The 25,841-nt window shown below is 56.5% G+C and carries 26 protein-coding genes and 1 riboswitch; of the genes, 15 read left to right on the plus strand and 11 right to left on the minus strand.

Annotated features, from left to right (window positions below):
* The coding region (gene ybiO, locus ACZAHD_RS01645; RefSeq protein ID WP_462455238.1) for a mechanosensitive channel protein at window positions 1–1,058 on the plus strand (1,058 nt) is incomplete at its 5' end.
* 50 nt (window positions 1,059–1,108) lie between these two features.
* Here ybiO and rlmF read toward each other — a convergent pair.
* A complete protein-coding gene (rlmF, locus tag ACZAHD_RS01650) occupies window positions 1,109–2,029 on the minus strand; it encodes a 23S rRNA (adenine(1618)-N(6))-methyltransferase RlmF (protein WP_462455239.1) in 921 nt (306 codons plus the stop codon).
* Between the two features lie 95 nt (window positions 2,030–2,124).
* On the opposite strand from rlmF, the gene ACZAHD_RS01655 reads away from it, so the two are divergent.
* The 6 genes from ACZAHD_RS01655 (at window position 2,125) to ybiJ (ending at window position 7,537) form a co-directional block, all read left to right on the plus strand.
* On the plus strand, window positions 2,125–2,739 hold the full coding sequence (locus tag ACZAHD_RS01655) for a flavin reductase family protein (RefSeq protein WP_462455240.1): 615 nt from the start codon (window positions 2,125–2,127) through the stop codon (window positions 2,737–2,739).
* Window positions 2,740–2,893: 154 nt separating this feature from the next.
* A complete protein-coding gene (locus ACZAHD_RS01660; protein WP_462455241.1) occupies window positions 2,894–3,160 on the plus strand; it encodes a YdgH/BhsA/McbA-like domain containing protein in 267 nt (88 codons plus the stop codon).
* A gap of 282 nt (window positions 3,161–3,442) precedes the next feature.
* The gene (locus tag ACZAHD_RS01665) at window positions 3,443–5,731 is read left to right on the plus strand and encodes a catecholate siderophore receptor Fiu (RefSeq protein WP_462455242.1); all 2,289 of its coding nucleotides are present in this window, start codon (window positions 3,443–3,445) and stop codon (window positions 5,729–5,731) included.
* Window positions 5,732–5,776: 45 nt separating this feature from the next.
* Complete coding sequence (gene ybiX, locus ACZAHD_RS01670) at window positions 5,777–6,454, plus strand: PKHD-type hydroxylase YbiX (RefSeq protein WP_462455243.1); 678 nt, start codon at window positions 5,777–5,779, stop codon at window positions 6,452–6,454.
* Window positions 6,455–6,724: 270 nt separating this feature from the next.
* Window positions 6,725–6,991: a DksA/TraR family C4-type zinc finger protein gene (locus tag ACZAHD_RS01675; protein WP_462455244.1), complete on the plus strand. Its 267-nt coding sequence runs from the start codon at window positions 6,725–6,727 to the stop codon at window positions 6,989–6,991.
* A 285-nt stretch (window positions 6,992–7,276) separates the two neighbouring features.
* Entirely contained in the window at window positions 7,277–7,537 is a 261-nt protein-coding gene (gene ybiJ, locus ACZAHD_RS01680) for a DUF1471 family protein YbiJ (protein ID WP_462455245.1), read from the plus strand.
* Window positions 7,538–7,654: 117 nt separating this feature from the next.
* On the opposite strand, the gene ybiB is transcribed toward ybiJ, so the two are convergent.
* The 3 genes from ybiB to rhlE all read right to left on the minus strand — a co-directional run bounded on the left by ybiB (window position 7,655) and on the right by rhlE (window position 12,423).
* Window positions 7,655–8,623 carry a DNA-binding protein YbiB gene (gene ybiB / locus ACZAHD_RS01685; RefSeq protein ID WP_462455246.1) on the minus strand — a complete coding sequence of 323 codons (969 nt, stop codon included), beginning with the start codon at window positions 8,621–8,623 and terminating at the stop codon, window positions 7,655–7,657.
* 42 nt (window positions 8,624–8,665) lie between these two features.
* On the minus strand, window positions 8,666–10,810 hold the full coding sequence (gene dinG / locus ACZAHD_RS01690) for an ATP-dependent DNA helicase DinG (protein WP_462455247.1): 2,145 nt from the start codon (window positions 10,808–10,810) through the stop codon (window positions 8,666–8,668).
* A 233-nt stretch (window positions 10,811–11,043) separates the two neighbouring features.
* Window positions 11,044–12,423 carry an ATP-dependent RNA helicase RhlE gene (gene rhlE / locus ACZAHD_RS01695; protein WP_462455248.1) on the minus strand — a complete coding sequence of 460 codons (1,380 nt, stop codon included), beginning with the start codon at window positions 12,421–12,423 and terminating at the stop codon, window positions 11,044–11,046.
* A gap of 279 nt (window positions 12,424–12,702) precedes the next feature.
* On the opposite strand from rhlE, the gene cecR reads away from it, so the two are divergent.
* The 5 genes from cecR to ACZAHD_RS01720 all read left to right on the plus strand — a co-directional run bounded on the left by cecR (window position 12,703) and on the right by ACZAHD_RS01720 (window position 18,433).
* Window positions 12,703–13,380, plus strand: a complete 678-nt coding sequence (gene cecR / locus ACZAHD_RS01700) for a transcriptional regulator CecR (RefSeq protein WP_462455249.1) — start codon at window positions 12,703–12,705, stop codon at window positions 13,378–13,380.
* A complete protein-coding gene (hlyD, locus tag ACZAHD_RS01705) occupies window positions 13,377–14,372 on the plus strand; it encodes a secretion protein HlyD (RefSeq protein WP_462455250.1) in 996 nt (331 codons plus the stop codon). The genes cecR and hlyD overlap by 4 nt, the downstream gene beginning before the upstream one ends.
* Window positions 14,365–16,104 (plus strand): ATP-binding cassette domain-containing protein, encoded by a 1,740-nt coding sequence (locus ACZAHD_RS01710; protein ID WP_462455251.1) that lies wholly within the window; start codon window positions 14,365–14,367, stop codon window positions 16,102–16,104. The genes hlyD and ACZAHD_RS01710 overlap by 8 nt, the downstream gene beginning before the upstream one ends.
* The gene (locus tag ACZAHD_RS01715) at window positions 16,094–17,227 is read left to right on the plus strand and encodes an ABC transporter permease (RefSeq protein WP_462455252.1); all 1,134 of its coding nucleotides are present in this window, start codon (window positions 16,094–16,096) and stop codon (window positions 17,225–17,227) included. The genes ACZAHD_RS01710 and ACZAHD_RS01715 overlap by 11 nt, the downstream gene beginning before the upstream one ends.
* A gap of 99 nt (window positions 17,228–17,326) precedes the next feature.
* Window positions 17,327–18,433 (plus strand): ABC transporter permease, encoded by a 1,107-nt coding sequence (locus ACZAHD_RS01720; protein ID WP_462455253.1) that lies wholly within the window; start codon window positions 17,327–17,329, stop codon window positions 18,431–18,433.
* 59 nt (window positions 18,434–18,492) lie between these two features.
* Here the strand turns inward: ACZAHD_RS01720 and ACZAHD_RS01725 are convergent, their stop codons facing one another.
* Complete coding sequence (locus ACZAHD_RS01725) at window positions 18,493–18,927, minus strand: YbhQ family protein (RefSeq protein ID WP_462455254.1); 435 nt, start codon at window positions 18,925–18,927, stop codon at window positions 18,493–18,495.
* Between the two features lie 131 nt (window positions 18,928–19,058).
* Here ACZAHD_RS01725 and ACZAHD_RS01730 point away from each other — a divergent pair, with 131 nt between their 5' ends.
* The 3 genes from ACZAHD_RS01730 to ACZAHD_RS01740 are packed head-to-tail and all read left to right on the plus strand — an operon-like array spanning window position 19,059 to window position 22,026.
* On the plus strand, window positions 19,059–19,820 hold the full coding sequence (locus ACZAHD_RS01730) for an endonuclease/exonuclease/phosphatase family protein (protein WP_462455255.1): 762 nt from the start codon (window positions 19,059–19,061) through the stop codon (window positions 19,818–19,820).
* Window positions 19,817–21,061 carry a cardiolipin synthase ClsB gene (clsB, locus tag ACZAHD_RS01735; RefSeq protein ID WP_462455256.1) on the plus strand — a complete coding sequence of 415 codons (1,245 nt, stop codon included), beginning with the start codon at window positions 19,817–19,819 and terminating at the stop codon, window positions 21,059–21,061. The genes ACZAHD_RS01730 and clsB overlap by 4 nt, the downstream gene beginning before the upstream one ends.
* A complete protein-coding gene (locus tag ACZAHD_RS01740; protein ID WP_462455257.1) occupies window positions 21,061–22,026 on the plus strand; it encodes a lysylphosphatidylglycerol synthase domain-containing protein in 966 nt (321 codons plus the stop codon). Before clsB ends, ACZAHD_RS01740 begins: the two co-directional genes overlap by 1 nt.
* 61 nt (window positions 22,027–22,087) lie before the next feature.
* On the opposite strand, the gene ACZAHD_RS01745 is transcribed toward ACZAHD_RS01740, so the two are convergent.
* The 6 genes from ACZAHD_RS01745 to moaA all read right to left on the minus strand — a co-directional run bounded on the left by ACZAHD_RS01745 (window position 22,088) and on the right by moaA (window position 25,547).
* Window positions 22,088–22,792, minus strand: coding sequence for a Bax inhibitor-1/YccA family protein (locus tag ACZAHD_RS01745; protein WP_462455258.1), 705 nt, complete (start codon window positions 22,790–22,792; stop codon window positions 22,088–22,090).
* Between the two features lie 44 nt (window positions 22,793–22,836).
* On the minus strand, window positions 22,837–23,289 hold the full coding sequence (moaE, locus tag ACZAHD_RS01750) for a molybdopterin synthase catalytic subunit MoaE (RefSeq protein WP_462455259.1): 453 nt from the start codon (window positions 23,287–23,289) through the stop codon (window positions 22,837–22,839).
* Window positions 23,290–23,538 (minus strand): molybdopterin synthase sulfur carrier subunit, encoded by a 249-nt coding sequence (moaD, locus tag ACZAHD_RS01755; RefSeq protein WP_462455260.1) that lies wholly within the window; start codon window positions 23,536–23,538, stop codon window positions 23,290–23,292.
* Window positions 23,531–24,019 carry a cyclic pyranopterin monophosphate synthase MoaC gene (moaC, locus tag ACZAHD_RS01760; protein WP_462455261.1) on the minus strand — a complete coding sequence of 163 codons (489 nt, stop codon included), beginning with the start codon at window positions 24,017–24,019 and terminating at the stop codon, window positions 23,531–23,533. Before moaC ends, moaD begins: the two co-directional genes overlap by 8 nt.
* 3 nt (window positions 24,020–24,022) lie before the next feature.
* Window positions 24,023–24,535, minus strand: coding sequence for a molybdenum cofactor biosynthesis protein B (moaB, locus tag ACZAHD_RS01765; RefSeq protein WP_462455262.1), 513 nt, complete (start codon window positions 24,533–24,535; stop codon window positions 24,023–24,025).
* Window positions 24,536–24,557: 22 nt separating this feature from the next.
* Window positions 24,558–25,547: a GTP 3',8-cyclase MoaA gene (gene moaA / locus ACZAHD_RS01770; protein ID WP_462455263.1), complete on the minus strand. Its 990-nt coding sequence runs from the start codon at window positions 25,545–25,547 to the stop codon at window positions 24,558–24,560.
* Window positions 25,535–25,673: riboswitch (molybdenum cofactor riboswitch) on the minus strand. (Overlaps the previous gene by 13 nt.)
* Between the last annotated feature and the right edge of the window lie 168 nt (window positions 25,674–25,841).

Below are 25,841 nucleotides of genomic sequence, written 5' to 3' on the forward strand. Positions count from 1 at the left end.
CGCTGCTCTCCGGTATCTTGTCACGCTGGATAGCAAAAGCCATCACCCTGTCGCCGCAGACCCAGCGCAACTATCCTGAATTGCAAAAACGGCTGAACGACTGGATCTCCGTCGCGCTCAAAGTGGCACGAATTTTAGTGGTCTGCGTAGCGATTATGCTGCTGATGAGCGCGTGGGGACTGTTTGATTTCTGGAACTGGATGCAAAACGGCGCCGGACAAAAAACGGTGGATGTGCTGATTCGCATCGCGCTGATTCTGTTCTTCTCCGCCGTCGGTTGGACGCTGCTCGCCAGCCTGATTGAAAACCGCCTGGCCTCGGACATTCACGGCCGTCCGCTACCGGGGGCTCGTGCCCGCACGCTACTGACGTTATTTCGTAACGCGCTGGCGGTCATTATCAGCACCATCACGGCGATGATCCTGCTCTCCGAGGTAGGGGTAAACATTGCACCGCTGCTGGCTGGCGCCGGTGCGCTGGGGCTGGCCATTTCGTTCGGAGCCCAGACGCTGGTCAAAGATATTATCACCGGCATTTTTATCCAGTTTGAAAACGGGATGAATACCGGCGATCTGGTGACCATCGGGCCGTTAACCGGCACGGTGGAACGGATGTCGATCCGTTCCGTTGGCGTGCGTCAGGATACCGGCGCGTACCATATTATCCCGTGGTCCTCGATTACCACCTTTGCGAACTTCGTACGCGGTATCGGTTCAGTGGTTGCCAACTACGATGTCGACAGACAGGAGGATCTGGATAAAGCCGGTCAGGCACTGAAAAATGCGGTTGCCGACGTGATGGATCAGGAGGAGATTCGCGGACTGGTGATTGGCGAGCCATCATTTGCCGGGCTTGTCGGCCTGAGCAATACGGCATTTACCCTGCGGGTCACCTTCACCACCCTGCCGCTGAAACAGTGGACGGTACGCTTTGCTCTCGATACGCAGGTGAAGAAACACTTCGACCTCGCCGGGGTACGGGCGCCGGTACAAACCTACCAGGTTCTGCCGGCACCAACGCCCACCGCCGCACCACCGCCCGCAGAACCGACGCTATAATCACGGCGCAGGGCTCATTTCGCGCGGGCAGGCCTCCCGAACGAAGATCCTTACCGCGCCAGCGGACGGCGACGCTTAGTCTCGTCCATGAAGGTCCAGGCGATAAAGCGACTCTGCTTCTGCCCCTGGGCCATCTCTTTTTTCACCACCTTCGCCGCACCGGCTTCGGTCAGCGCACGATAAAGCGGCGGCAGATTATCGCCGCGTGATACCAGTGAGGTGAACCATTTCACCTGGCGACCAAACTGCTGGCTTTCGCGGATCATCTGCGTAATGAACGCCACTTCACCGCCTTCGCACCACAGCTCCTGCTGCTGGCCGCCGAAGTTCATCACGCTGTCCGCCCCCAACCCCAGATTCCGACGCTTGCGCTCACCGCCGGCCTGCGCACTGGCAGCGGAGTCGTGAAACGGCGGGTTGCACAACGTCGCATCAAAACACTCGTTTTTATGAATAATACCGCTAAAGATAGCCCCGCGCTCTTTCTGTCGACGCAGACGAATCTGGCGGTTGAGTCCCGGGTTACCGTTAACGATCGCCTGCGCGCTGGCGATTGCTTCCGGACTAACTTCGCTGCCGGTAAAGCGCCAGCCGTACTCATGCGCACCAATCAGCGGATAAATTAAGTTTGCACCGGTGCCGACGTCCAGGATGCTGGCATTTTCAGGAATAGTGCCGGTATCCAGCGCCAGCAGGTCGGCCAGGTGGTGGATATAATCCGCTCTGCCCGGCACCGGTGGGCATAAGAAGCCGTCCGGAATATCCCAGTGTTTCACCGCGTAAAAGTGCGCCAGCAGTGCCTTATTCAGCGCCTTCACCGCCAGCGGGTTAGCAAAATCGATGGTCTGCTCCCCCACCGGATTAAGGGTGATAAAGCCTTGCAGCTCAGGGTGAGCCTGGCATAGCGCGGGCAAATCATAACGTTGATGATGACGGTTACGCGGGTGTAACCCCGGTTTCTGGGCTTTCATGGCAATCTCCTTTGAACAGCCGCGTAAGATACCCGTTGACGGCGGCGCGGTAAATAAGGGAGTCTGGATATCTCTTATTCGCTTACGGGTGTTCTATGTATTTCTATCAACCCTCACAGGGACATGGCCTGCCGCACGACCCGCTTAACGCGATTATCGGCCCACGTCCTATCGGCTGGATCGCCTCTCTGGACGCCGCTGGCCATCGCAATCTTGCCCCCTACAGCTTCTTTAACTGTTTTAACTATCGGCCACCGATTATCGGTTTTGCCAGCAGCGGCTGGAAGGACAGTGTACAGAATATTGTCGAAACCAAAGAGTTTGTCTGGAATCTGGCCACCCGCCCTCTGGCTGAAGCGATGAACGAAACCTCCGCCAGCATCCCTCGCGACGAAGATGAATTTGCCCGCGCCGGGCTGACTCCCGCCGCCAGCCGTATCGTCACCGCCCCTCGGGTCGCAGAAAGCCCGGTCAACTTCGAATGCCGGCTCTCTCAATGTATTCGCCTGACTCGTGCCGATGGCGAGCCTGTCGACAGCTGGCTGGTGCTGGGTGAAGTGGTCGCGGTACATATCGATGAATCGTTGTTGGAAAATGGCGTGTATCAGACCGCTAAGGCCAGGCCAATTCTTCGTGCCGGCGGGCCGAGCGCCTATTACACTATCGATGAAAATCTGCGTTTCGACCTGATCCGCCCGGACGCCCGTTAAGCCGGTTTGTTCTTGCCCGCCCCACGGCGTGCGCCTGGTCGGGCCGCCATTTATTGAAAAAAGATATTGTCTGGCTTCAGTTTTTTACCCTGTCTATCCTGCCGTAAGAGCCTAAACTTAAAGTATGTCCCATGCAGTTAATGAGGATATGCTCATGAAAAGAAATCTGCTGTTACTCACCGCAATCACCCTTGCCTCCACCTCTTTTATTGCCCAAGCCGGGAGCTCCCCCCTGCCATCTACCGTCGAGAGCGGTCCGCTACGCACGGCTGGCACCGTCCCCGCTTCTGGCGCCAGCAATCTGGATGATCTGCAGGCGAAACTGGCGGAAAAAGCACATCAAAAAGAGGCGATAGCCTGGCGAATCAACTCCGCCAGCAGCGCGAATAAAATGTCCGGTACCGCCATTATCTATAAATAATCCACAGCGCTGAACGGGTCGAAACCCATCGTGTTTCCGGCCCTCAAGGCCCGGCCTGTCCCGACACCAACCCTTTATGTAGAAAAATTGCAGTTCACGTAAAGAAATGTATTTATTTTTTTAGCAATGAGTGATAAAAATTCGCCGCCATTTGATAATGATTATCACAATCATTATCAAATGCATTGTTATTTTAACAAATCACCTGCAGCGGTCGGGACCCGCCATCACTGGGTCTGCGGTTGTAATGGCTTAAAATAAAACTATAAGTTGCTTATTGAAATGGACAAAAAACAAAATTTACCGTTCAGCAGTTTTAGCTCGCTGACGATTTTTACCGGCATGTGTCTGAGCCTGTCGCCGACAGGTCTGGCGCTTGCCGCAGGCAGCACGGAACAAAATAGCGGTGAAACGCTGGTGGTGGAAGCACAGGCGCCCTCTCTTTACGCCCCGACGCAATCCGCCGACCCCAAATTTTCCCGACCGCTCGCCGATACCACTCGTACGGTCACCGTGGTCTCCGACCAGGTGATGAAAGATCAGGGCGTGACTAACCTGACCGATGCGTTGAAAAACGTTCCCGGTGTCGGGGCCTTCTACGCCGGGGAGAACGGCAGCTCGTCGACCGGCGACAGCATTTACATGCGTGGGGCCGATACCTCTAACAGTATCTATGTCGACGGCGTCCGCGATATCGGTAGTGTGACCCGCGATACCTTTAACACCGAACAGGTGGAGGTGATTAAAGGCCCGTCGGGTTCTGACTACGGCCGTAGCGCCCCGAGCGGCTCAATCAATATGATCAGCAAGCAGCCGCGTCTGGACTCCGGTATTGATGCTTCCGTCAGCGCCGGCAGCGCCTGGTTCCGCCGTGGTACGCTCGATATCAATGAAACCGTCGGCGAAACCAGCGCCGTTCGTCTGAATCTGATGGGTGAAAAAACCCACGATGCCGGCCGCGATAATGTCAAAAACGAGCGTTACGGCATCGCCCCATCGGTCGCGTTTGGTCTCGGTACTGAGAACCGTCTGTATCTGAACTATCTGCATGTGACCCAGCACAACACGCCAGACGGAGGTATTCCGACCATCGGTCTGCCGGGGTACTCCGCGCCAACCCCAGGCACTGCAGCACTCAATCACTCGGGTAAGGTCGCCACCAGCAACTTCTACGGGACGGATTCCGACTACGACGATTCAACCACTGATACAGTGACCATGCGCTTCGAGCATGACCTGAGCGATAGCACCACCCTTCGCAACACCACTCGCTGGTCGCGCGTGAAACAGGATTATCTGCTGACCGCAGTGATGGGCGGCGCGACCAACATCGCCCGGCCGGACCCGAACGATGTCGGTTCCTGGACCTGGTCGCGTCTGGCGAACACCAAAGACGTCGGCAATAAAATTCTGACCAACCAGACCAACCTGACCTCAAAGTTTTATACCGGCTCGATCGGACATGACATCAGCGCCGGTTTCGAACTGACCCGGGAAACGCAGACCAACTACGGTGTGTACCCGATTACGCCTCCGGCGGTCAATATTTACCACCCCGATAGCAGCATCTCTATTGGTGGTCTGGACCGCAGCGGCGCTAACGCCAACGGGCAGACGGATACCTTCGGCGTTTATGCCTTCGATACCCTGCAGATTACCCGTGATTTCGAACTCAACGGCGGCATTCGTCTGGATAACTACCAGACCAAATATGACAGCGCCAGCCTGTGCGGCGGCACCGGTCGCGGTGCGGTGGCCTGCCCGAACGGCGTGGCGAAAAACAGTCCGGTCACCACGGTTGATACCTCCACCAGCGGCAATCTGGTGAACTGGAAAGCCGGTGCACTGTATCACCTGACCGACAGCGGCAACATTTACGTCAACTACGCTATCTCTCAGCAACCTCCGGGCGGCAATAACTTTGCCCTGGCCCAGGGCGGCAGCGGAAATAGCGCCAACCGTACCGATTTTAAACCGCAAAAAGCCAAGACCAGCGAAGTCGGCACCAAGTGGGAATTGATGGATAAACGTCTGCTGCTGACGGCAGCGCTTTTCCGTACCGATATTGAGAACGAAGTCGAGCAAAACGACGACGGCACCTATTCGCAGTACGGTAAAAAACGCGTTGAGGGTTATGAGCTGTCGCTGGCCGGTAATATCACCCAGGACTGGCAGGTCATCGGCGGATATACCCAGCAGCACGCCAGCATCCGCGAAGGCAAAAACATCGCCCAGGATGGCACCAGCGCGCTGCCGTACACGCCTGAGCACGCCTTTACCCTCTGGAGCCAATACCAGGCAACCGATGCCATCTCCCTTGGCGCGGGCGCTCGCTACATCGGCAGCATGCATCGCGGCAGCGACGGCGCCGTCGGTACGCCGTCCTACACCGAAGGCTACTGGGTGGCGGATGCGAAAGTGGGCTATCGTATCAACCGTAACGTCGATCTGCAGTTGAACGTCTATAACCTGTTCGATACCAATTATGTCGCCTCAATCAACAAGAGCGGCTACCGTTATCACCCGGGCGAACCGCGTACTTTCCTGCTGACCGCCAACGTGCATTTCTAATCCATGACGGGGCGGCAACGCCCCGTTTCATCAGGAGAAACAACTATGATGTACCATATTCCCGCCGTTCTCAGCCCGCAGGAAGTTGACGATTTTCGTGCGCAGCTGCAGCAGGCCGACTGGGTGGACGGGCGAGCCACGACCGGCGATCAGGGCGCGCTGGTGAAAAAAAATCAGCAGGTCGATACCCGTAGCCCGCTGTATGGCGAATTGCAGAACAGGGTTCTCACGGCGCTCAACCGCAGCTCGTTGTTCTTCGCTGCCGCCCTGCCCAAAACGCTCTCCAGCCCGCTGTTTAACCGCTATCAGCAGAGTGAAACCTACGGTTTTCATGTTGACGGTGCGGTCCGTAGTCAGGCCCTGGGCGGATGGATGCGTACCGACCTTTCTGCCACCCTGTTCCTGAGCGCGCCGGAGAGTTATGAAGGCGGTGAGCTGGTGGTGAACGACACCTATGGTCAGCATACGGTCAAGCTGCCAGCAGGCGACCTGGTGCTCTACCCGTCAAGCAGTCTGCACTGCGTGACGCCGGTGACCCAGGGCGTACGCGTGGCCTCCTTCTTATGGATCCAGTCGATGATCCGCGATGACAAACGGCGCGGCATGCTATTCGAGCTGGATCGTAATATTCAGACGCTGAAGAGTCGCCACGGCGAGAGTGATGAGGTGCTATCGCTGCTTAATCTGTACCATAACCTGCTGCGGGACTGGTCGGAAATCTGATCCCTTGCCTGAACCATTTTTGCCCCCATCTTCATTCTACCCGTCATGCTTGAGTTGCCTGCACGTTGGCTTCGTTACTCGGCTCATCTGTGGGCCTCACCTATACAGGCCACCGCAGCGCAGCATGCAAATCTGTTGCGGACAGATTTGTCACTCACCCCAGTCACTTACCGGAGCCAGTTCCTGGGGGGACGCTCTGCATCGTCGCTCTCCCGCAGCGCGAATTATTCTGGGTATATAATGATAGTAACAACAGTGAGGAGGTACATCATGGCATCAGGTTGGGCAAGTGATGGCGCAGTCCAGGATCAGATCGACAGCACCGTTGACGATGCGGTCGCGCGGGCGAGAAACGCCCTTCCCAGCGGAGAGAGCCACAAATTTTGTGATGAATGTGGAGAGCCCATTCCCGAGGCACGAAGGAAGGCGATCCCGGGGGTCAGATACTGCGTGAAGTGCCAACAGGATAAAGATTTACATAACAATAACTTTTCAGGATATAATCGCCGTGGATCCAAGGACAGCCAGCTACGCTGACCTTCCTTTACCGTTCATTACCGTAGAAGTCATTATCTTTTCGCGCACGTTTTCTGGCCAAAAAATTAGCAAAATGTGCCTTGAAAAAATTCTTCATCCCGTGAAAGTCCTGGCGGCCATCCTGTCATGAAATAATTTATTAATATTCAGTAAATTAATAATCATTCAAAAAAATCGATGAAGACTGTTAATTTCCTTCGATTTTATCTCTCACAAAAAAGCGTGATACTTATCACATCGACGGAACATCGTCCCCTTAACAAGATAACCTGCGAGAGATTAACTATGAAAACCATTAAATATGCTGCCGCTGCTATTGCCCTTACTACTCTGTCCTTCGGCGCTTTCGCCGCTCAACCGGTTAGCCCGTCTCAGGCTGAAAGTATGAACAAAATTGGCGTGGTGTCTGCGGAAGGCGCAACGACTCTGGATGGACTGGAAGCCAAACTGGCTGAAAAAGCGGCAGCCGCTGGTGCGACTGGTTACAGCATCACCTCCGCTAACTCCAACAACAAAATTAGCGGTACTGCGGTTATCTATAAATAATCGCTACACGACCTGTATTAACCCTGAACGACCCTTTAATACCCTTGTTTTGCCCGTCCGTGCCACCGGACGGGCTTTTTTTATTGGAATGTGCTTCTTTTCAGGGGAAACCGGCGACTACCAGTGTTCCGCCACCCTGCTCAGCCCCTGCTCCAGGGTCGTAACCTCACCGGTCGCCACCAGGCAGCAGGCCAGTTGAATTCTCAGCGATGTCGGCAGCGGCTCACTGCCCACGATGCAGCGCTCAATCCAACGGGCGGTGACCTGAGGATCTTTTGATTCCGGCAGTACAGTCCCCTCCTCCGGCAGCTCGCTCTGGCGTTCATGCACCACTTGCGTCCCCGAAGCGTCAATCAGGCTAATTTGCGGACAACGCAGCGGATTGGCATACACCTCACCTTCCGTCCCGTGCATTAATAACGCCCGTCCGCCGATCCCGTTAAAGAATTTTGCAACTTTGCCTACATACTCCGGGTGAGAAACGCTCGATAAGCGTAGCGCCGCATCTTCAGCAAATGGCGTCGCCAGTTTTGCCAGAGTATGTGCGCTGTTGCGCACGCCCATACGCCAGCGCAGGGCAAGCTGATTTTCCAGCGGTGGGCAGAGTACGCCGACCGGAATATACACCGGCTCATGGCAGTCGAGCCGAGCCTGCGCCTGACCCGCATGCCGGGTGGCGGGGATCCCCATCAGCTCAAAAATCGTTTCCGTCAACACCCGGGTCGGATCGTGGCTGATACCATGCACCACTACCGGAAAGCCGAGCTTATGCAGTAAAACCGCAAGCAGAGGGGTCAAATTAGCCTGCTTACGCGCACCGTTATAGCTGGGGATCACAATCGGCATGGGTCTGGCGACAGGCGGCGTCAGACGCAGAGTCTTCTGCTGCATGGCTTCATAGAAGCCTTTCATTTCCGCTTCGCCTTCGCCCTTAATACGCAGAGCGATTAAAATCCCGCCCAGCTCCAGCTCAGTCACCTCGCCATCCAGCATCCGCGAGTAAAGCGCACGGGCAGTATCCACATCCAGGTCACGCGCGTGATTTTTCCCGCGCCCGACTTCTTTAATGATCTTGCTGTAGTCCATCGAAGACTCCTGTTAGCTGCTCACATCGCCGACATCGCACCGTTAACGCCGTTTACGACGCGTCTGTTTTGCTTTCGTTTTGACGATAACTTCTGGAACGGCAGGCTGTTCTATGGGAAAAACAGGCAATGCGTTCAGTAGACGCTTACCATAGTTTTTGGTCAATAAACGCTTATCGTAAATCACCACTTCACCCCAGCAGCTATGGCTGCGAATCAAGCGTCCGACCTGCTGAATAAGGTTAAAAGAGGCGCCGGGCAGACTTTGCACTTCAAACGGATAACGATTCAGGCTCTTCAACCATTCGCCTTCGGTAATCACCACCGGATTGTCTATCGGCGGGAAAGCGATTTTATGAATATGTACCTGACTGAGCAGCTCACCTTTTAGATCCAGCCCTTCGGCAAAGGACTGGAGCCCCACCAGCACGCTACGCTCCCCTCCTTCGACGCGCTTACGGTGCAGCTCTACCAGCCGGTAGCGCGGCTTATCGCCCTGAACCAGCAAGAGCAGGCGCAGATCGGGGACATGTTCCAGGAAACGCAGCATCGCCCGCCCGCTGGCGAACAGCACCAGCATCCCGAGGTGCTTTTTACTTTCAACCTGCTCGCGGAAATAAGCCGCCATTTCAGCAATATGCTGCTCTTCGTTATCGATAAGCGGCTCATAGCGCATCTGCGGGATAACAATTTTGCCCTGCTCAACATGGTTAAAGGGGGAATCCAGCGCCACGAAGCGGTCGCCAGCTTTCTCTTTCAACCCGCTCATCTCCTGCAGGCGTGAAAAGCTGTTTAATGAGCGCAAGGTGGCGGAGGTGACGACAATATGCGGCACGCTACGCCACAGCAATCTTTCCAGCTGCTCGCTGACGCGAATGCCGACGCAGTGAAACCAGATATGCGTCTGACCATCGCGCATATCGCGTGTCACCCATTTGGTGACCGGCGCACCAGATGACTGCGCCAGCGACGCCAGCCGCCACAGCTTGCTCTGGCTTTCAAACATCCCCAGCGCACGGTTCATTTGCAGCAGAACCCGATGCAGGCGTACCACGTCGTGACTAGCGGTTTTTTCCCCGAGGTCGTTAAGAAAGAGCTCCGCCAGCCCGCGCAACATCTCGGTCAGTTTCGCCAGGCGCTGGCAGATATCCATCACCTCCTGCGGCAACTCGCCCATCGGAAAACGATGCTCGGCTTCCTGGCCGGCAGACATATAGAGATTAAGGATAGCGTTCAGCGAGGCGATCAGTTCATACAGCTCCTCACAGTGGCTGGTCAGGCGCTCAGGATTGGCCAGCGGCGGCGTAGTTTTCGGCCGAAACTGCTCCATACAGGTCGCCACCAGCTTAGTGAACAGATCCAGCTGTAGCCGGTACCAGGAGGCGGTCATTTCCGCACTCATTTCCAGCGCGTCGCGGGCTACGTCCGGTAAATGATGGCCTTCATCGAGCACCAGCAGTAGGTTTTTCGGCTCCGGCAACACCGCTTCGCTCTCCATTGCCGCCATCACCAGCGCATGGTTCGCCACCACCACTTCCGCCTCCTGGATTTCTCGTCGGGCAACAAAGAACGGACATTCGCGATAATAGTGGCAGTTGCGATTGAGGCAGCTGGCTTTGTCGGTGCTCAGGCGGCTCCATAGCGCATCATCGACAGGTTTATCGGTGTGATCGCGCAGACCGTCCCAGCGGTAGCTGTCGAGGTCGGTTTTCAGCGTCGCGCACAGCTTCTGTTCAGCCTGATTATTCGGCGTGAGATCGTCATCGAGAAACGCCAGCAGGTCCTGCTGCGTTGGTTCAGTGCTGGCCAGCGCCGTAAGATTGCGCGGGCAAACATAGCGCCCGCGACCAAACGCGGCGGTAAAACGCAGATCGGGAATAATTTTGCGCAGCAGCGGCAGATCTTTGCTGTAGATCTGATCCTGTAGCGCTACGTTGGCGGTACTCACCACCAGGGTTTTCTGCTGCTCACGGGCGATGGCGATGCCGGGAATCAGGTATGACAACGTCTTCCCGACGCCAGTGGGCGCCTCAATGGCCAGGTGTCGGCCTTCTTCCCCGGCAAACGTTTTTGCCACATCGGCAATCATCTGCCGCTGTGGCGGACGGGGAATAAAATCCGGAATCTGTTCCTGAAGCGCCTTATACCAGGCGGCAATTTGCGCTTTCAGCGCAGCGGTCAAAGCCATGAGAAAACCTGAATACTGTATAAACAGCCACTATTGTGACACTTTTTGCCTAGCAGGAGGAGTTTCTTTCTGAGCAATGTGGAATGATGCTCGGGATTTGTCAATCTACCGACCGGGAATCACCGGGCTCGCGCAGGAAGAACCCAGAGACACCATGTACGCTGCGTGCAAGTGACGTTGCATCATCCGGGCAAAGCGTGTTGCCCGGATGATGTCCATGTGGCGGGAGGCGGTTACTCAGCGGCCGCAGGTTTACGCGGGCGACGGCGGCGCTGTTGCTCGCCAGCCGGTTTCGCCTCGCCGCTGCGGCGCGAAGGTTTCGCCCCGGTTTTCGGCGCTTCGCCATCATTACGACGCGGCGCAGACTGCTGGCTGCGACCCTGCCCCTGGGCGTTACGTCCTTGCCCCTGACCACGACCGCCGCCACCGCTACGCTGCTGGCGGCCGTTTTGAATCGGTTCCGCTCTGATAGACGGATCCGGTGCATAGCCATCGATGGCAATACGCGGAATCTCTTTTTTCAGCAGACGTTCGATATCATGCAGCAGTTTATGCTCGTCTACGCAGACCAGCGACAGCGCTTCGCCGGTGGCGGCTGCGCGACCGGTACGGCCGATACGATGAACATAATCTTCCGGTACGTTAGGCAGCTCGTAGTTGACGACGTGCGGCAGCTCTTCGATATCCAGCCCACGCGCGGCGATATCCGTCGCCACCAGCACGCGAATACCGCCGGATTTAAAGTCGGCTAATGCGCGGGTACGCGCCCCCTGGCTCTTGTTGCCATGAATAGCCGCACTGCGGATGCCGTCTTTGTTCAGTTGCTCAGCCAGGTGGTTGGCACCATGTTTGGTGCGGGTAAAGACCAGCACCTGCTGCCAGTTACCTTCACCGATCATCTGCGACAGCAGTTCCCGCTTACGTTTCTTATCAACGAAATGGACGTGCTGCGTTATCTGCTCGGAAGCGGTATTACGGCGAGCCACTTCGATTTCCAGCGGATTATGTAGCAACTTTTCCGCCAGCGTTTTGATGTCGTCGGAGAAGGTCGCAGAGAACAGCAGGTTCTGGCGCTTCGCCGGGAGCTTCGCCAGCACGCGGCGAATATCATGAATAAAGCCCATATCGAGCATGCGGTCGGCTTCATCAAGCACCAGGATTTCAACCTTGTCCAGGCTGACGGCATTCTGATGTTCAAGATCCAGCAGGCGCCCAGGGGTCGCCACCAGAATATCGACGCCGCTGCGCAGTTTCATCATCTGCGGGTTAATACTCACCCCGCCAAAGACTACCAGCGAACGAATATTCAGGTACTTGCTGTAATCGCGAACGTTTTCGCCGATCTGTGCCGCCAGTTCACGTGTTGGCGTGAGGATCAACGCGCGCACCGGACGACGGCCTTTCGCATGCGGCTCTTTCTGAATCAGATGCTGCAGGAGCGGCAGGGTAAAACCTGCCGTTTTGCCGGTGCCGGTCTGGGCGCTTGCCATCAGATCGCGTCCCTGCAACACCGCAGGAATAGCCTGTTGCTGAATGGGGGTTGGCTCAAGGTAACCCTGCTCGGCGACAGCGCGCAGGATCTCAGGGTTCAGGCCAAGGGAATCAAAAGACATAACAACTCCAAACCACCCCGGCCCGTGACAGGCGTAGTTTTCGGGGTGATTATTGCGAATAGAGATGGCAAAAACCACAATGCCATGAAGGGGCGCAGTCTAGCAGGTTTTGTGACGCAACGCATAAATATCCCCTCAGAGTCTCTGCGCCGGACAATCCTCGCCACGGGCGCTTGCAAAGGTCATACGGAAAACACGAAAGAGAGTAGCCACTCTGCTGGACAGTGACACGAACTGGACATATTCTTAATCAATCGATTGATTAATTTTTATAGTGCGATGACGACAACTCCGGTAACCACCAAAGGCGAACAAGCCAGAAGCCAGCTGATTGCCGCAGCCATCGCCCAGTTCGGCGAATACGGCCTGCACGCAACCACCCGCGATATTGCCGCACAGGCCGGGCAAAATATTGCGGCGATCCCCTACTATTTTGGCTCCAAGGACGATCTCTATCTCGCCTGCGCCCAGTGGATTGCCGATTTTATCAGCCATAATTTTCGTCCGCATGCCGAAGCGGCGGAAACGTTGCTGGCGACCCCTTCGCCGGATAAAGCGGCGATTCGGGGACTGATTCTGCGCGCCTGCCAGAATATGATTTTGCTGTTGACCCAGGATGACACGGTCAATTTGAGCAAATTCATCTCCCGCGAGCAACTTTCCCCTACCCCGGCCTACCAGCTAATCCACTGTCAGGTGATCGCACCGCTCCATCGCTATCTGACCCGCCTGATCGCCGCATTTACCGGCCTTGATGCCGATGACACACCAATGATTCTGCACACCCACGCGCTGTTGGGCGAAATTCTCGCCTTCCGACTGGGGCGGGAAACCATTTTGCTGCGGACCGGATGGACGCAGTTCGACGAAGAAAAAACTGAGCAAATTTATCAGGTTATCGCCTGCCATATTGATTTCGTTCTGCAAGGGTTATTGCAAAGGAGCTTGGGATCATGAAAAAACCCGTCATCATCGTTCTGTTAGTGCTGCTGCTGATTGCCGCATTCGGCGGCGGCTGGTGGTGGTATCAAAGCAGCCAGCAGAGGGAACTGACCCTGTATGGCAACGTCGATATTCGCACCGTGAACATGAGCTTCCGCGTCGGCGGGCGACTGGCCTCGCTGAACGTTGATGAAGGCGATAAGATTCAGGCCGGGCAAATATTAGGTCAGCTCGATCGCGCCCCGTATGAAAACGCTTTACAGCAGGCTCAGGCGAATGTCTCCACCGCTCAGGCGCAGTATGACCTGATGATGGCCGGCTACCGAGCGGAAGAGATAGCCCAGGCCGCCGCCGCCGTCAAACAAGCGCAGGCCGCATACGATTATGCGCAGAACTTCTACCAGCGCCAGTTGGGGCTGCGTCAGAACAGCGCCATCTCGGTTAACGATGTGGAAAATGCCCGCTCCTCACGCGACCAGGCTCAGGCGACGCTGAAGTCCGCGCAGGACAAGCTACGCCAGTATCGTGCCGGCAACCGCCCGCAGGAAATCGCCCAGGCCAAAGCCAGCCTTGAACAGGCGCAGGCGGCCCTGGCGCAGGCCAGACTCGACCTGCACGATACCACGCTTACCGCCCCTTCCGACGGCACGCTGATGACCCGCGCCGTCGAACCGGGCAGCATGCTCAGCGCCGGCGGCACGGTCATGACGCTGTCGCTGACCCATCCGGTATGGGTCCGTGCCTACATTGATGAAAAAAATCTCGGTCAGGCGGTGCCCGGACGAGAAGTGCTGCTCTATACCGATAGTCGCCCGAATCAACCCTGGCATGGCAAAATTGGCTTTGTGTCGCCGAGCGCCGAATTTACGCCGAAGACCGTAGAGACGCCAGATTTACGTACCGACCTCGTCTATCGCCTGCGTATTGTTGTCACCGATGCGGATGATTCGCTGCGCCAGGGGATGCCGGTGACCGTGACCTTCAGCAACGGGAACGGACATGAGTGAGGACGTTATCACGCTCAGCGGGCTAACCCGCCGCTTCGCCGGCATGGACCGCCCCGCCGTAGCACCGCTCAACTGCACCATCCACGCTGGCTATGTTACCGGTCTGGTCGGCCCTGACGGCGCCGGGAAAACCACCTTGATGCGCATGCTCGCCGGACTACTGAAGGCCGATGGCGGCGCCGCCAGAGTGATCGGTTTCGACCCGATTGCCGACGACAGCGCGCTGCACGCGGTGCTCGGCTATATGCCGCAAAAATTTGGCCTGTACGAAGACCTGACGGTCATGGAAAACCTCACGCTGTATGCCGACCTGCGCAGCGTTACCGGCGAGACGCGCAGGAAAACCTTCTCTCGCCTGCTGGAATTTACCTCCCTCGGCCCCTTTACCGAACGCCTGGCGGGGAAGCTTTCCGGCGGGATGAAGCAGAAACTGGGCCTCGCCTGCACCCTGGTGGGCGAGCCAAAAGTCCTGCTGCTCGATGAACCAGGCGTCGGGGTTGACCCCATTTCCCGCCGTGAACTGTGGCAAATGGTGCATGAACTGGCGGGCGACGGGATGCTGATCCTCTGGAGCACCTCCTACCTTGATGAAGCAGAACAGTGCCGCGACGTCCTGCTAATGAATGAAGGCCAGCTGCTTTATCAGGGTGAGCCGAAAGCATTGACCCAAACCATGGCCGGCCGCAGTTTCCTCGTCTCCAGCCGCGAGGAAAATAACCGTCGCCTTCTGCAACGGGCGCTGAAGCTGCCGCAGATCAGCGATGGCGTGATTCAGGGGAAATCGGTCCGCCTGATCCTGAAAAAAGAGGCCACCGTTGAAGAGGTGCAACGCAACGCTAGCATGCCGACGCTGGAGATTACCGAAACCGCGCCGCGCTTTGAAGACGCATTCATCGATCTGCTGGGTGGTGCCGCGACCGCGGAATCGCCGCTGGGCGAAATTATCCATCGCGTAGGGGGTACAGCCGATGAAACGGTGATTGCCGCACAAAGCCTGACCAAAAAATTCGGCGACTTCGCCGCCACCGACCACATCGATTTCAGCGTCAAACGAGGGGAAATTTTCGGTCTGCTCGGCCCTAACGGCGCCGGCAAATCCACCACCTTTAAAATGATGTGCGGCCTGCTGGTGCCAACCTCCGGCAAAGCGCTGGTACTGGGAATGGACCTGAAAGTCAGCTCCGGGAAGGCGCGCCAGCGTCTCGGTTACATGGCGCAGAAGTTTTCACTGTACGGCAACCTGACCGTGGAGCAAAACCTGAGCTTCTTCTCGGGCGTTTACGGCCTGCGGGGTAGAGTCCAGAACGAAAAAATCGCCCGGATGAGCGACGCATTTGGTCTGAAAAACATCGCCGGCCATGCGGCCGATGAGCTGCCGTTGGGCTACAAGCAGCGTCTGGCGCTGGCCTGCTCGCTGATGCATGAACCCGATATTCTGTTTCTCGATGAGCCGACGTCAGGCGTCGACCCCATCACCCGCCGCGAGTTCTGGCTGCATATTAATAGCATGGTGGACAAAGGGGTGACGGTGATGGTGACGACCCACTTTATGGATGAGGCCGAATATTGCGATCGCATTGGTCTGGTGTATCACGGCAAGCTGATCGCCAGCGGCACGCCGGATGCGCTAAAAGCTCAGGCGGCAAATGATCAACAGCCCGATCCCACGATGGAGCAGGCCTTTATCACCTTGATTCACGACTGGGATAAGGAGAATGCCGGTGAGCGCTAAAATCCTGTCATGGCGACGCGTGCGCGCCCTGTGCGTCAAAGAGACGCGGCAGATCGTCCGCGACCCCAGCAGCTGGCTGATTGCGGTAATCATTCCGTTGCTGCTGCTGTTTATCTTCGGCTACGGGATCAACCTCGACTCCAGCAAACTCAAAGTCGGCATACTGCTGGAACAACAAAGCGAAGAGGCTCTGGATTTCGTCCATGCCATGACCGGCTCACCCTATATTGACGCCACCGTCAGCGACAATCGCCAGCTGTTGATTGAGATGATGCAGGCCGGGCGCATCCGTGGACTGGTGGTCATCCCGGTGGATTTCGACCAGAAGATGGCGCGCCCCGGCGATGATGCGCCCATCCAACTGATTACTGACGGCAGCGAACCCAATACCGCCAACTTTGCCCAGGGCTACGTCGAAGGTATCTGGCAAATCTGGCAGCAGCAGCGCGCGGAAGATCGCGGGGAGACCTTCGAACCGCTGATTGATGTGCAGATGCGCTACTGGTTTAACTCCGCAGCCATCAGCCAGCATTTTATTATTCCCGGCGCCATTACCATCATTATGACGGTGGTCGGCGCGATTCTGACCTCGCTGGTGGTGGCCCGCGAATGGGAGCGCGGGACCATGGAGGCGCTGCTGTCGACGGAAATCACCCGCGCAGAGCTGCTGCTGTGTAAGCTGATTCCCTACTATTTCCTCGGCATGCTGGCGATGCTGCTGTGCATGCTGGTGGCAGTATTCATCCTCGGCGTGCCGTTTCGCGGTTCGCTGGTGATTCTGTTCCTGATAACCAGCCTGTTTTTGCTCAGCACTCTCGGGATGGGCCTGCTCATTTCGACCATCACCCGCAACCAGTTTAACGCCGCGCAGGTCGCGCTGAACGCCGCTTTTCTGCCCTCAATCATGCTCTCCGGGTTTATTTTCCAGATCGACAGTATGCCGGCGGTGATCCGCGCGGTGACCTACATCATCCCGGCCCGCTATTTCGTCAGCACGCTGCAAAGCCTGTTCCTTGCCGGTAATATTTCGGTGGTGCTACTGGTGAACACGCTGTTTTTAATTGTTTCGGCGGTGATGTTTATCGGCCTTACCTGGTTGAAAACCAAACGTCGGTTGGATTAATCCTGGCGCTGGTATTTTGCCCGGTGGCGTTAAGCTTACCACGCCAGCGAGCCATGTTGGTCGGGTAAGCGCCGCGCCACCCGACATGAGGAAAGTACTATGTTTCATCGCTTATGGACATTGATTCGTAAAGAGCTGCAATCGCTGCTGCGCGAACCGCAAACGCGCGCCATTTTGATTATGCCGGTGCTGATTCAGGTGCTGCTGTTTCCCTTCGCCGCGACGCTGGAGGTGACCAATGCCACCATCGCCATCTACAACGAAGACAATGGCCGTCACGCGGTGGAGCTGACCCAGCGTTTCGCCCGGGCAAAGGCCTTCACCCATGTGATGATCCTCAAGAGCCCGCAGGAGATCCGCCCGACGATTGATGAGCAAAAAGCGCTGCTACTCATCCGCTTTCCGGCGGACTTCTCGCGCAATCTCGACACCAACCAGCCCGCGCCGCTCCAGCTCTTACTGGACGGTCGTAACTCGAACAGCGCGCAAATCGCCGCCAACTATCTCCAGCAGATCGTCAAAAACTATCAGCAAGAGCTGCTGGAAGGGAAAGCGAAGCCGAACAACAGTGAGCTGATCGTTCGCAACTGGTATAACCCGAATCTCGATTACAAATGGTTTGTGGTTCCGTCGCTGATCGCGATGATCACCACCATCGGCGTGATGATCGTCACTTCGCTCTCGGTGGCCCGCGAGCGGGAGCAAGGCACGCTCGATCAGCTACTGGTTTCGCCGCTGGCCACCTGGCAAATTTTCGTCGGTAAAGCGGTCCCGGCGCTGATTGTCGCCACGCTGCAGGCGAGCATCGTGCTGGCTATCGGCATCTGGGCGTATCAAATCCCGTTCGCCGGTTCGCTGCTGCTGTTTTACTTTACGATGGTCATTTACGGTCTGTCGCTGGTGGGGTTCGGTCTGCTGATTTCATCTTTGTGCTCAACCCAGCAGCAGGCCTTTATCGGCGTTTTCGTCTTTATGATGCCGGCGATCCTGCTCTCCGGCTACGTCTCGCCGGTTGAGAATATGCCGCAGTGGCTGCAGGACGTGACATGGATAAACCCGATTCGTCACTTTACTGATATCACCAAGCAGATTTATTTGAAGGATGCGAGTCTGGAGATTATCTGGGGAAGTTTGTGGCCGCTACTGGTCATAGCGGCCACGACCGGCTCAGCGGCGTATGCGATGTTCCGCAGAAAGATCGCGTAATACTCATTATCGTTCAAGCCACAACTGCGTTGGCTCTCCTCGCTCCCCCAGTCACATCGTTATCTATGTTTCTGGGGATTCGCTGCGTTGCCACCTTGTTGTAGCCCGAACGATTTAGCGTATCTTTTATCTTTCGCCAACAGTGACACCACTGCCGGACCTGCCAGAATCGCCACCCCGGCGACGGCCAGCAGCAGATTATTGTGCAGGACACGCGAAAGCAACCACAGCACAATAACCGCTACGCCAAAGTACCAGGTGGTGGTGAGTTCCTCAAGGAAGTCACCGACATCACGCCAGCGTGCTTCGTGGTGACGCTGTAAAAACAGCATCGACAGTAATGTGACGCCGTACAGTACGCACAGCCCTAATCCGACGCGAACCAGCGCGCCACTCATCCAACCCATCACCAGTACGGCCACGACCAGTAGATGCAACATAATCTGCCAGCAACTGAGGCCAGTTGCGACGCGTACACGTTGTTGCCACTTCATGGCTTCTCTCCTGAAGGATCTTTATCTGTAACTCAGAGTACCGCACTTTACGGAAAATTCCGGAACACCGCATCTTTTTGTGACACCTACTACACTATTTCATTCAGGAAAGTGACATTGACCGGAGAAATATGGCTGAGCAAACGTGCAGATCTTCGTTAAACGTGCTGACTATTAACATTCACAAAGGCTTTACGACGTTTAATCGACGTTTCATGTTGCCGGCACTGCGCGACGCCATCCGAAGCGTCAGTGCCGACATCGTCTGTCTGCAGGAGGTCATCGGAGCGCATGAGATTCATTCGCTGCATATCGAAAACTGGCCGGACCGCAGCCACTATGAGTTTCTTGCCGATACCCTATGGAGCGATTACGCCTACGGACGCAACGCGGTCTACCCGGAGGGTCATCACGGCAATGCCGTGCTCTCCCGCTTTCCTATTGAATATGATGAAAATGTCGATATCTCCGTTGGCGACAGCGAAAAGCGCGGTCTGCTCTACTGTCGGATTATTCCGCCGCAAAGCGCCGCGGCGCTGCACCTGTTTTGTGTTCACCTCGGCCTGAGTGCGCGGCAGCGATCGGCCCAGCTTGCGATGCTCGCCCGGCGGGTCAACGACCTGCCCACCCAGCAGCCGGTGGTAGTGGCTGGCGATTTTAACGACTGGCGCCAGCAGGCCAACCGGGTGCTAAAGTCGCAGGCCGGACTGGAGGAGATCTTTACCCGCGCCCATGGCCGCCCGGCGAGAACCTTCCCGGCGCGTTTTCCGCTCCTGCGCCTTGACCGGATCTACGTGAAAAATGCGCATGCCAGCCACCCGACGGCTTTGCCACTTCGTCCCTGGCGTCACCTCTCTGATCATGCCCCGCTGAGCGTGGAGATTCATCTATGAAATGCCGCTGGCAGGAAGGAAACCGCATTCAACTACTGGAGAACGGGGATAACTATTACCCGGCGCTGTTTACCGCCATCGGTCGCGCGCAGCGAAAAGTGATCCTCGAAACGTTTATCTGGTTTGAAGATGATGTCGGCTGGCAGCTACACGCCGTGCTGCTAAAAGCCGCACGCCGCGGGATAAGGGTCGAAGTGCTGCTCGACGGCTACGGTTCTCCCGACCTGAGCGAACGTTTCGTGAACGAACTGAGCACAGCCGGCGTGATTTTTCGTTACTACGATCCGCGCCCGCGTCTGTTCGGCATGCGAACGAATCTGTTTCGCCGCATGCACCGCAAAATCGTGGTTATCGATGAGACCACCGCGTTCGTCGGGGGCATTAATTACTCCGCCGAACACATGACCGATTACGGCCCGGAGGCAAAACAGGATTATGCCGTTCAGGTGGAGGGGCCGGTGGTGCTGGATATCCTGCAATTTGAGCTGGAAAATCTCCCGGCCAGCGAAGAGACGCGCCGCTGGTGGCGTCGGCGTCGACACCAGCCGGAGATCAATCGCCGCCCCGGAGAAGCGCAGGCGCTGTTTGTCTGGCGGGATAATCAAGAACATCGCGATGATATTGAACGTCATTATCTCAAGATGCTGGCTAATGCCCGCCGGGAAGTGATCATTGCCAACGCCTACTTTTTCCCCGGCTACCGGCTGCTGCATGCGATGCGCAACGCCGCGCGCCGCGGCGTGCGAGTTAAGCTGATTGTGCAAGGCGAGCCGGATATTCCAATCGTTAAAGTCGGCGCCCGTCTGCTGTATCGCTATCTGGTCAACGGGGGTGTACAGGTTTTTGAGTATCGACGCCGGCCGCTGCACGGCAAAGTAGCCCTCGCCGACGACCACTGGGCCACCGTTGGCTCAAGCAATCTTGACCCGCTCAGCCTCTCATTAAATCTGGAAGCTAACCTGATTATCCACGATCGCCAGTTCAACCAGGCTTTGCGCGATAACCTCAACGGACTGATCGCCGAGGACTGTCAGCAGGTGGACAAATCGATGCTGCCAAAGCGCAGCTGGTGGAATTTGGCTAAGAGCGTACTGGCATTCCACTTTCTGCGTCACTTCCCGGCGTGGATCGGCTGGCTGCCTGCCCATACGCCGCATCTGGCGCGGGTGCGCCCGCCGGTGCAGCCAGAAATTGAAACCCAGGATCGGCTGGATGCGACGAATCAGGAGGTGAAACCCTGATGGCAAAATCACACCCTCGCAGGCGGATGGCGAAAAAGATCTTTACCGTCATTTTCCTTCTCGCCGTAACGGCCCTGCTGGTGGTTTATGCGCAAAAAGTGGACTGGCAGGCAGTGTGGATGGTGATTCGTCACTATGATCGCAGCGCCCTGCTCAGCGCCGTGGGGCTGACAATAGCAAGCTACCTGATTTATGGCTGCTACGATTTGCTGGGACGTGCCTGGTGCGGACATAAACTGGCGAAACGGCAGGTGATGCTGGTGTCGTTTATCTGCTACGCCTTTAATCTGACCCTCAGTACCTGGGTTGGCGGTATCGGTATGCGCTACCGGCTCTATTCCCGTCTCGGTTTGAGCGGCGGAACCATTACCCGCATTTTCTCATTGAGCATCACCACCAACTGGCTGGGCTTTATTCTGCTGGGCGGCGTGATTTTCACCGCCAATCTGGTGGCACTACCGGCGCACTGGTATATCAGCCAGGGCACGCTGCGGCTCATCGGAGGCGGACTGCTGGCGATAAGCGCGCTTTATCTATGGGCCTGCGCGTTCGCCCGCCGGCGCCATCTGACGATTAAAGGCCAACGGCTGGTGCTGCCTTCATGGCGGTTCGCTCTGCTACAAATGGCACTTTCGGTGGCAAACTGGATGGTGATGGGCGCGATTATCTGGCTGCTGATGGCGCAACAGGTCGATTATTTCCTCGTACTGGGCGTACTTCTGATCAGCAGTATTGCCGGCGCCATTGTGCATATTCCTGCCGGGATCGGCGTGCTGGAAGCCGTTTTTATCGCCATGCTTTCCGCCGAGTCGATTAGCCGCGGGGCGATTATTGCCGCCCTGCTGGCCTGGCGCGCGCTGTATTACTTTTTGCCGCTGCTTATCGCTACCGTCGGCTATCTGCTGCTGGAGAGTCGGGCGAAAACATTACGCGAAAAGAATCAGCGTAAGCTGGCGGGCGAATAAGATTGATGACCGGGGATAATCCGCGGTTCCCGGGCCAGACGCAGCCCGGGCACCAACGGCGTTAACGGCGGTTGCCGAAAATACGCAGCAGCATCAGGAACAGGTTGATAAAGTCCAGATAGAGCGTCAACGCGCCGAGAATGGAGTACTTACGCAGCGTTGAAGTGTCGCGGGTATCGATCTGCTCGCCGATGTTTTTCAGCTTCTGAGTGTCGTAAGCGGTCAGGCCGACAAACACGATCACCCCGATATAGGTAATAGCCCACATCAGCGCTTCGCTCTTCAGCCAGAAGTTGACCAGTGACGCCAGGACGATGCCAATCAAGGCCATAAACAGCATATTGCCAAAACCGCTGAGATCGCGCTTAGTGGTATAGCCATACAGGCTCATTATCCCAAACATCCCGCCGCTGACCACAAAGGTGCTGGCAATTGACGAATAGGTGTAGACGAGGAAGATGCTGGATAGCGTCAATCCGGTCAGCGCCGAATAGAGCATAAACAACGTAGTCGCCATCCCTGCGCTCAGGCGCTGCACCATCCCTGAGAGCACGAATACCAGTGCCAGCTGGGCGATAATCAAACCAAAAAAGGTAATTTTACTGGAAAAGACGAACATCATTACCGCTGGCGTATTGGCGGCAAACCAGGCAATAAATGCCGTCAACAGCAGCCCGACCGTCATCCAGCCGTACACCTGAGCCATATAGGTTTGCAGGCCGCTGCGCGCCTGAACAATAGAATCTGAACGAGGGAATCTGTCCATGACTGTCTCCTGATTAACACGTTTCTCTTATTAAGCGTACCACACTACCAGCGCTCTGCCGCCTGGCGATCGCTATCGCGCGCATCCACCCAGCGTTCACCTTCCGCTGTCGCTTCCCGTTTCCAGAACGGCGCGCGGGTTTTCAGGTAATCCATAATGAATTCCCCGGCGGCAAAAGCACAGCTGCGGTGCGCGCTGGTCACGCCAACGAACACAATCTCTTCGCCTGGCCACATTTCGCCAATGCGGTGAATCACCGTCACCCGGCCGAGCGGCCAGCGCTCCCGCGCCAGCTCAACGATTTCCGTCAGCGACTTCTCCGTCATTCCCGGATAGTGTTCGAGGGTCAGCGCCTGAACGCTGTCACCGAGATTATGGTTACGTACTTTTCCAGTAAAAGTGACCACCGCGCCATCTTCATCGCGCTCGGCCAGCCACGGATATTCGCCGCCAACGCAAAAACGGTCGTGGCTGACGATAATGCGAGTCTGCGTCATTTAACCTCCCGTAACCGGCGGAAAAAACGCCACTTCGTCGCCGGATACCAGAGGATGGTCAAAGGGAGTCAGCGTCTGGTTTACCGCCGCCAGCAGCTTGCCCTCCTCCAGCGCCAGCGCCCAACGTTCGCTGCGTCCGGCAAGCTGGCGCCGCACGGTCTCGACCGTCGACAGCGAATCTACCTCAAGGGCCAGGGATTCGGTGCCAACCAACTCACGCACCTGAGCAAAAAACAGAATCTTAATCATACGTCTCTTCCGCCTTGAAATCTCCGGATTTGCCACCGCTTTTCGCCAGCAGACGCAGCGGGCCAATCACCATATCTTTTTGCACCGCTTTGCACATATCGTAAATCGTCAGCGCTGCCACAGAGGCGGCGGTCAGCGCCTCCATCTCCACGCCGGTTTTGCCGGTCAGACAGCACAGCGACTCGATGCGTACCCGATTGCGTTCCGGCTGGGCCTGTAAATTGACCTCGACTTTACTCAACATCAGCGGATGGCACAGCGGGATCAGCTCCCAGGTGCGTTTTGCCGCCTGGATACCGGCAATGCGGGCAGTGGCGAAGACATCGCCTTTATGGTGGCTGCCGTCGATGATCATGGCCAGCGTCGCCGGGTGCATTTCAACATAGGCTTCAGCCCGGGCTTCGCGTACCGTCTCGGCCTTGGCAGAAACGTCGACCATGTGTGCCTCGCCGGCAGCGTTAATATGGGTGAGTTGTGACATCGCTTATTTCTTAAGATGAGAGATAAAGTTACATGGGCGCGTACGGGCATCGAGCTGCGGAGCAATGATATTTTCCCACGCGGTACGGCAGGCTTTGGTTGAACCCGGCATGACAAAAATCAGCGTGCGATTCGCCATGCCGGCAATGGCCCGGGATTGCAGCGTCGATGTGCCGATTTCCTCGAAGGAAAGCATGCGGAAAACTTCGCCGAACCCTTCGACTTCACGGTCAAACAGCGGTCGCAGCGCTTCCGGCACCTGATCGCCATCGGTAAACCCGGTACCACCGGTGATGAGCACCACCTGTACATCATCGCTGGCTATCCACGCCGAGACCCGGGCACGGATATCATAGCGGTTCTCTTTAACAATTGCCTTATCGACAATACGGTGGCCCGCTTCCTGCGCCGCATCGCGCAGCCAATGGCCGGAGGTATCATCCTCTTCGCCACGCCGACTGGAAACGGTGAGTATAGCAATACGGGTCGGGTTAAACTCAGCGCTGGCCTGACTCATCTGTTCGCTCCTTTAGAATGAATTATCCGCCAATATACGACAGGTTTTGCGTAATACCGGTGTTGCCCTGATGCAGGAAATGGGTTTGTTTTTTATGGGTTAATGCTTCGGTGATGCGCGCTTCCAGCGCCGCCTGCTGCTGGTCCTCGACCAGCAGGTCGCGCAGTTCCACGCCGCCATCGCCGAACAGACACAGGTGCAGTTTACCGACGGAGGAAACGCGAAGACGGTTGCAGCTGGCGCAGAAATCTTTCTCATACGGCATGATTAAGCCGATTTCTCCGGCGTAGTCCGGGTGGCAAAAGACCTGGGCCGGGCCGTCGCTGCGCTGGCTGATCTGGTGAATCCAGCCGCGACGCAGCAGTTCGTCGCGCAGCACCATGCCGGAAATATGGCGGCGTCGGAACAGGTCGCTGCCCTCGCCGGTTTCCATAAGCTCAATGAAACGCAACTGAATGCGTCGGGGTTGGATCCACGCGAGAAAAGTATCGAGCTGATGATGGTTCACATCGCGCATCAGCACTGTATTGACCTTCACCTTCTCAAAACCGGCCGCAAAGGCGGCATCAATGCCGTCCATGACCTGGTAAAATTTATCCTGCCCGGTTATAGCGTGAAACTGGCGCGCATCGAGGCTGTCAACGCTAACGTTAATCGCCGTCAGTCCGGCATCACGCCACTGGATGACGTCGCGTGCCAGGCGATAGCCATTGGTGGTGACCGCAATCTGGCGAATCGCGCGGTTTTCACGTACGGCGGCGATGATATCGACAAAGTCGCGGCGCAAGGAGGGTTCTCCGCCGGTCAGGCGCACCTTCTCGGTGCCGAGCGCAGAAAACGCTCGCGTAACGCGACGCACTTCATCAACGCTGAGAAAGCCTTTGTTGGTGACCGCACCGGGCTTGTAACCCTCTGGCAGGCAGTAAGTGCAACGAAAGTTACACACATCGGTAATCGACAGGCGCAAGTAATAAAACTTACGCGCAAATGCATCGGTAAGCTGTGAAGCCATATACACCTTTCCAAATACGGGAGACGCGGTCATTTCTTCCCACGCCCTGGCGACAAGCGAAGCTGTCACGGCCAAAGCACCATATCTTGCGACACAGGCACAGAGGCTAGAGTGTTAACTGGTTATGCCGATAGTAGCGCGGAAACGACAGTTTCGCCATTTCCACTTTCGTTATATAATTATGTATATATCGATGCAATCGCACATTTTCGTTACAGAATAGGCAAAAACCAGGCTTTTGCATTGATATCGGTCATTTTGTCAGGATCCGGGCATCGTCTTTTAGGGGTAGAT

Source organism: Raoultella sp. (genome assembly GCF_039594335.1).
GTDB lineage: Bacteria > Pseudomonadota > Gammaproteobacteria > Enterobacterales > Enterobacteriaceae > Klebsiella.

Bases quoted from the DNA above. Each gene is read 5' to 3' on its own strand.
- rlmF (WP_462455239.1), bottom strand. From the start codon at position 2,029: ATGAAAGCCCAGAAACCGGGGTTACACCCGCGTAACCGTCATCATCAA.
- ACZAHD_RS01655 (WP_462455240.1), top strand. From the start codon at position 2,125: ATGTATTTCTATCAACCCTCACAGGGACATGGCCTGCCGCACGACCCG.
- ACZAHD_RS01660 (WP_462455241.1), top strand. From the start codon at position 2,894: ATGAAAAGAAATCTGCTGTTACTCACCGCAATCACCCTTGCCTCCACC.
- ACZAHD_RS01665 (WP_462455242.1), top strand. From the start codon at position 3,443: ATGGACAAAAAACAAAATTTACCGTTCAGCAGTTTTAGCTCGCTGACG.
- ybiX (WP_462455243.1), top strand. From the start codon at position 5,777: ATGATGTACCATATTCCCGCCGTTCTCAGCCCGCAGGAAGTTGACGAT.
- ACZAHD_RS01675 (WP_462455244.1), top strand. From the start codon at position 6,725: ATGGCATCAGGTTGGGCAAGTGATGGCGCAGTCCAGGATCAGATCGAC.
- ybiJ (WP_462455245.1), top strand. From the start codon at position 7,277: ATGAAAACCATTAAATATGCTGCCGCTGCTATTGCCCTTACTACTCTG.
- ybiB (WP_462455246.1), bottom strand. From the start codon at position 8,623: ATGGACTACAGCAAGATCATTAAAGAAGTCGGGCGCGGGAAAAATCAC.
- dinG (WP_462455247.1), bottom strand. From the start codon at position 10,810: ATGGCTTTGACCGCTGCGCTGAAAGCGCAAATTGCCGCCTGGTATAAG.
- rhlE (WP_462455248.1), bottom strand. From the start codon at position 12,423: ATGTCTTTTGATTCCCTTGGCCTGAACCCTGAGATCCTGCGCGCTGTC.
- cecR (WP_462455249.1), top strand. From the start codon at position 12,703: ATGACGACAACTCCGGTAACCACCAAAGGCGAACAAGCCAGAAGCCAG.
- hlyD (WP_462455250.1), top strand. From the start codon at position 13,377: ATGAAAAAACCCGTCATCATCGTTCTGTTAGTGCTGCTGCTGATTGCC.
- ACZAHD_RS01710 (WP_462455251.1), top strand. From the start codon at position 14,365: ATGAGTGAGGACGTTATCACGCTCAGCGGGCTAACCCGCCGCTTCGCC.
- ACZAHD_RS01720 (WP_462455253.1), top strand. From the start codon at position 17,327: ATGTTTCATCGCTTATGGACATTGATTCGTAAAGAGCTGCAATCGCTG.
- ACZAHD_RS01725 (WP_462455254.1), bottom strand. From the start codon at position 18,927: ATGAAGTGGCAACAACGTGTACGCGTCGCAACTGGCCTCAGTTGCTGG.
- ACZAHD_RS01730 (WP_462455255.1), top strand. From the start codon at position 19,059: ATGGCTGAGCAAACGTGCAGATCTTCGTTAAACGTGCTGACTATTAAC.
- clsB (WP_462455256.1), top strand. From the start codon at position 19,817: ATGAAATGCCGCTGGCAGGAAGGAAACCGCATTCAACTACTGGAGAAC.
- ACZAHD_RS01740 (WP_462455257.1), top strand. From the start codon at position 21,061: ATGGCAAAATCACACCCTCGCAGGCGGATGGCGAAAAAGATCTTTACC.
- ACZAHD_RS01745 (WP_462455258.1), bottom strand. From the start codon at position 22,792: ATGGACAGATTCCCTCGTTCAGATTCTATTGTTCAGGCGCGCAGCGGC.
- moaE (WP_462455259.1), bottom strand. From the start codon at position 23,289: ATGACGCAGACTCGCATTATCGTCAGCCACGACCGTTTTTGCGTTGGC.
- moaD (WP_462455260.1), bottom strand. From the start codon at position 23,538: ATGATTAAGATTCTGTTTTTTGCTCAGGTGCGTGAGTTGGTTGGCACC.
- moaC (WP_462455261.1), bottom strand. From the start codon at position 24,019: ATGTCACAACTCACCCATATTAACGCTGCCGGCGAGGCACACATGGTC.
- moaB (WP_462455262.1), bottom strand. From the start codon at position 24,535: ATGAGTCAGGCCAGCGCTGAGTTTAACCCGACCCGTATTGCTATACTC.
- moaA (WP_462455263.1), bottom strand. From the start codon at position 25,547: ATGGCTTCACAGCTTACCGATGCATTTGCGCGTAAGTTTTATTACTTG.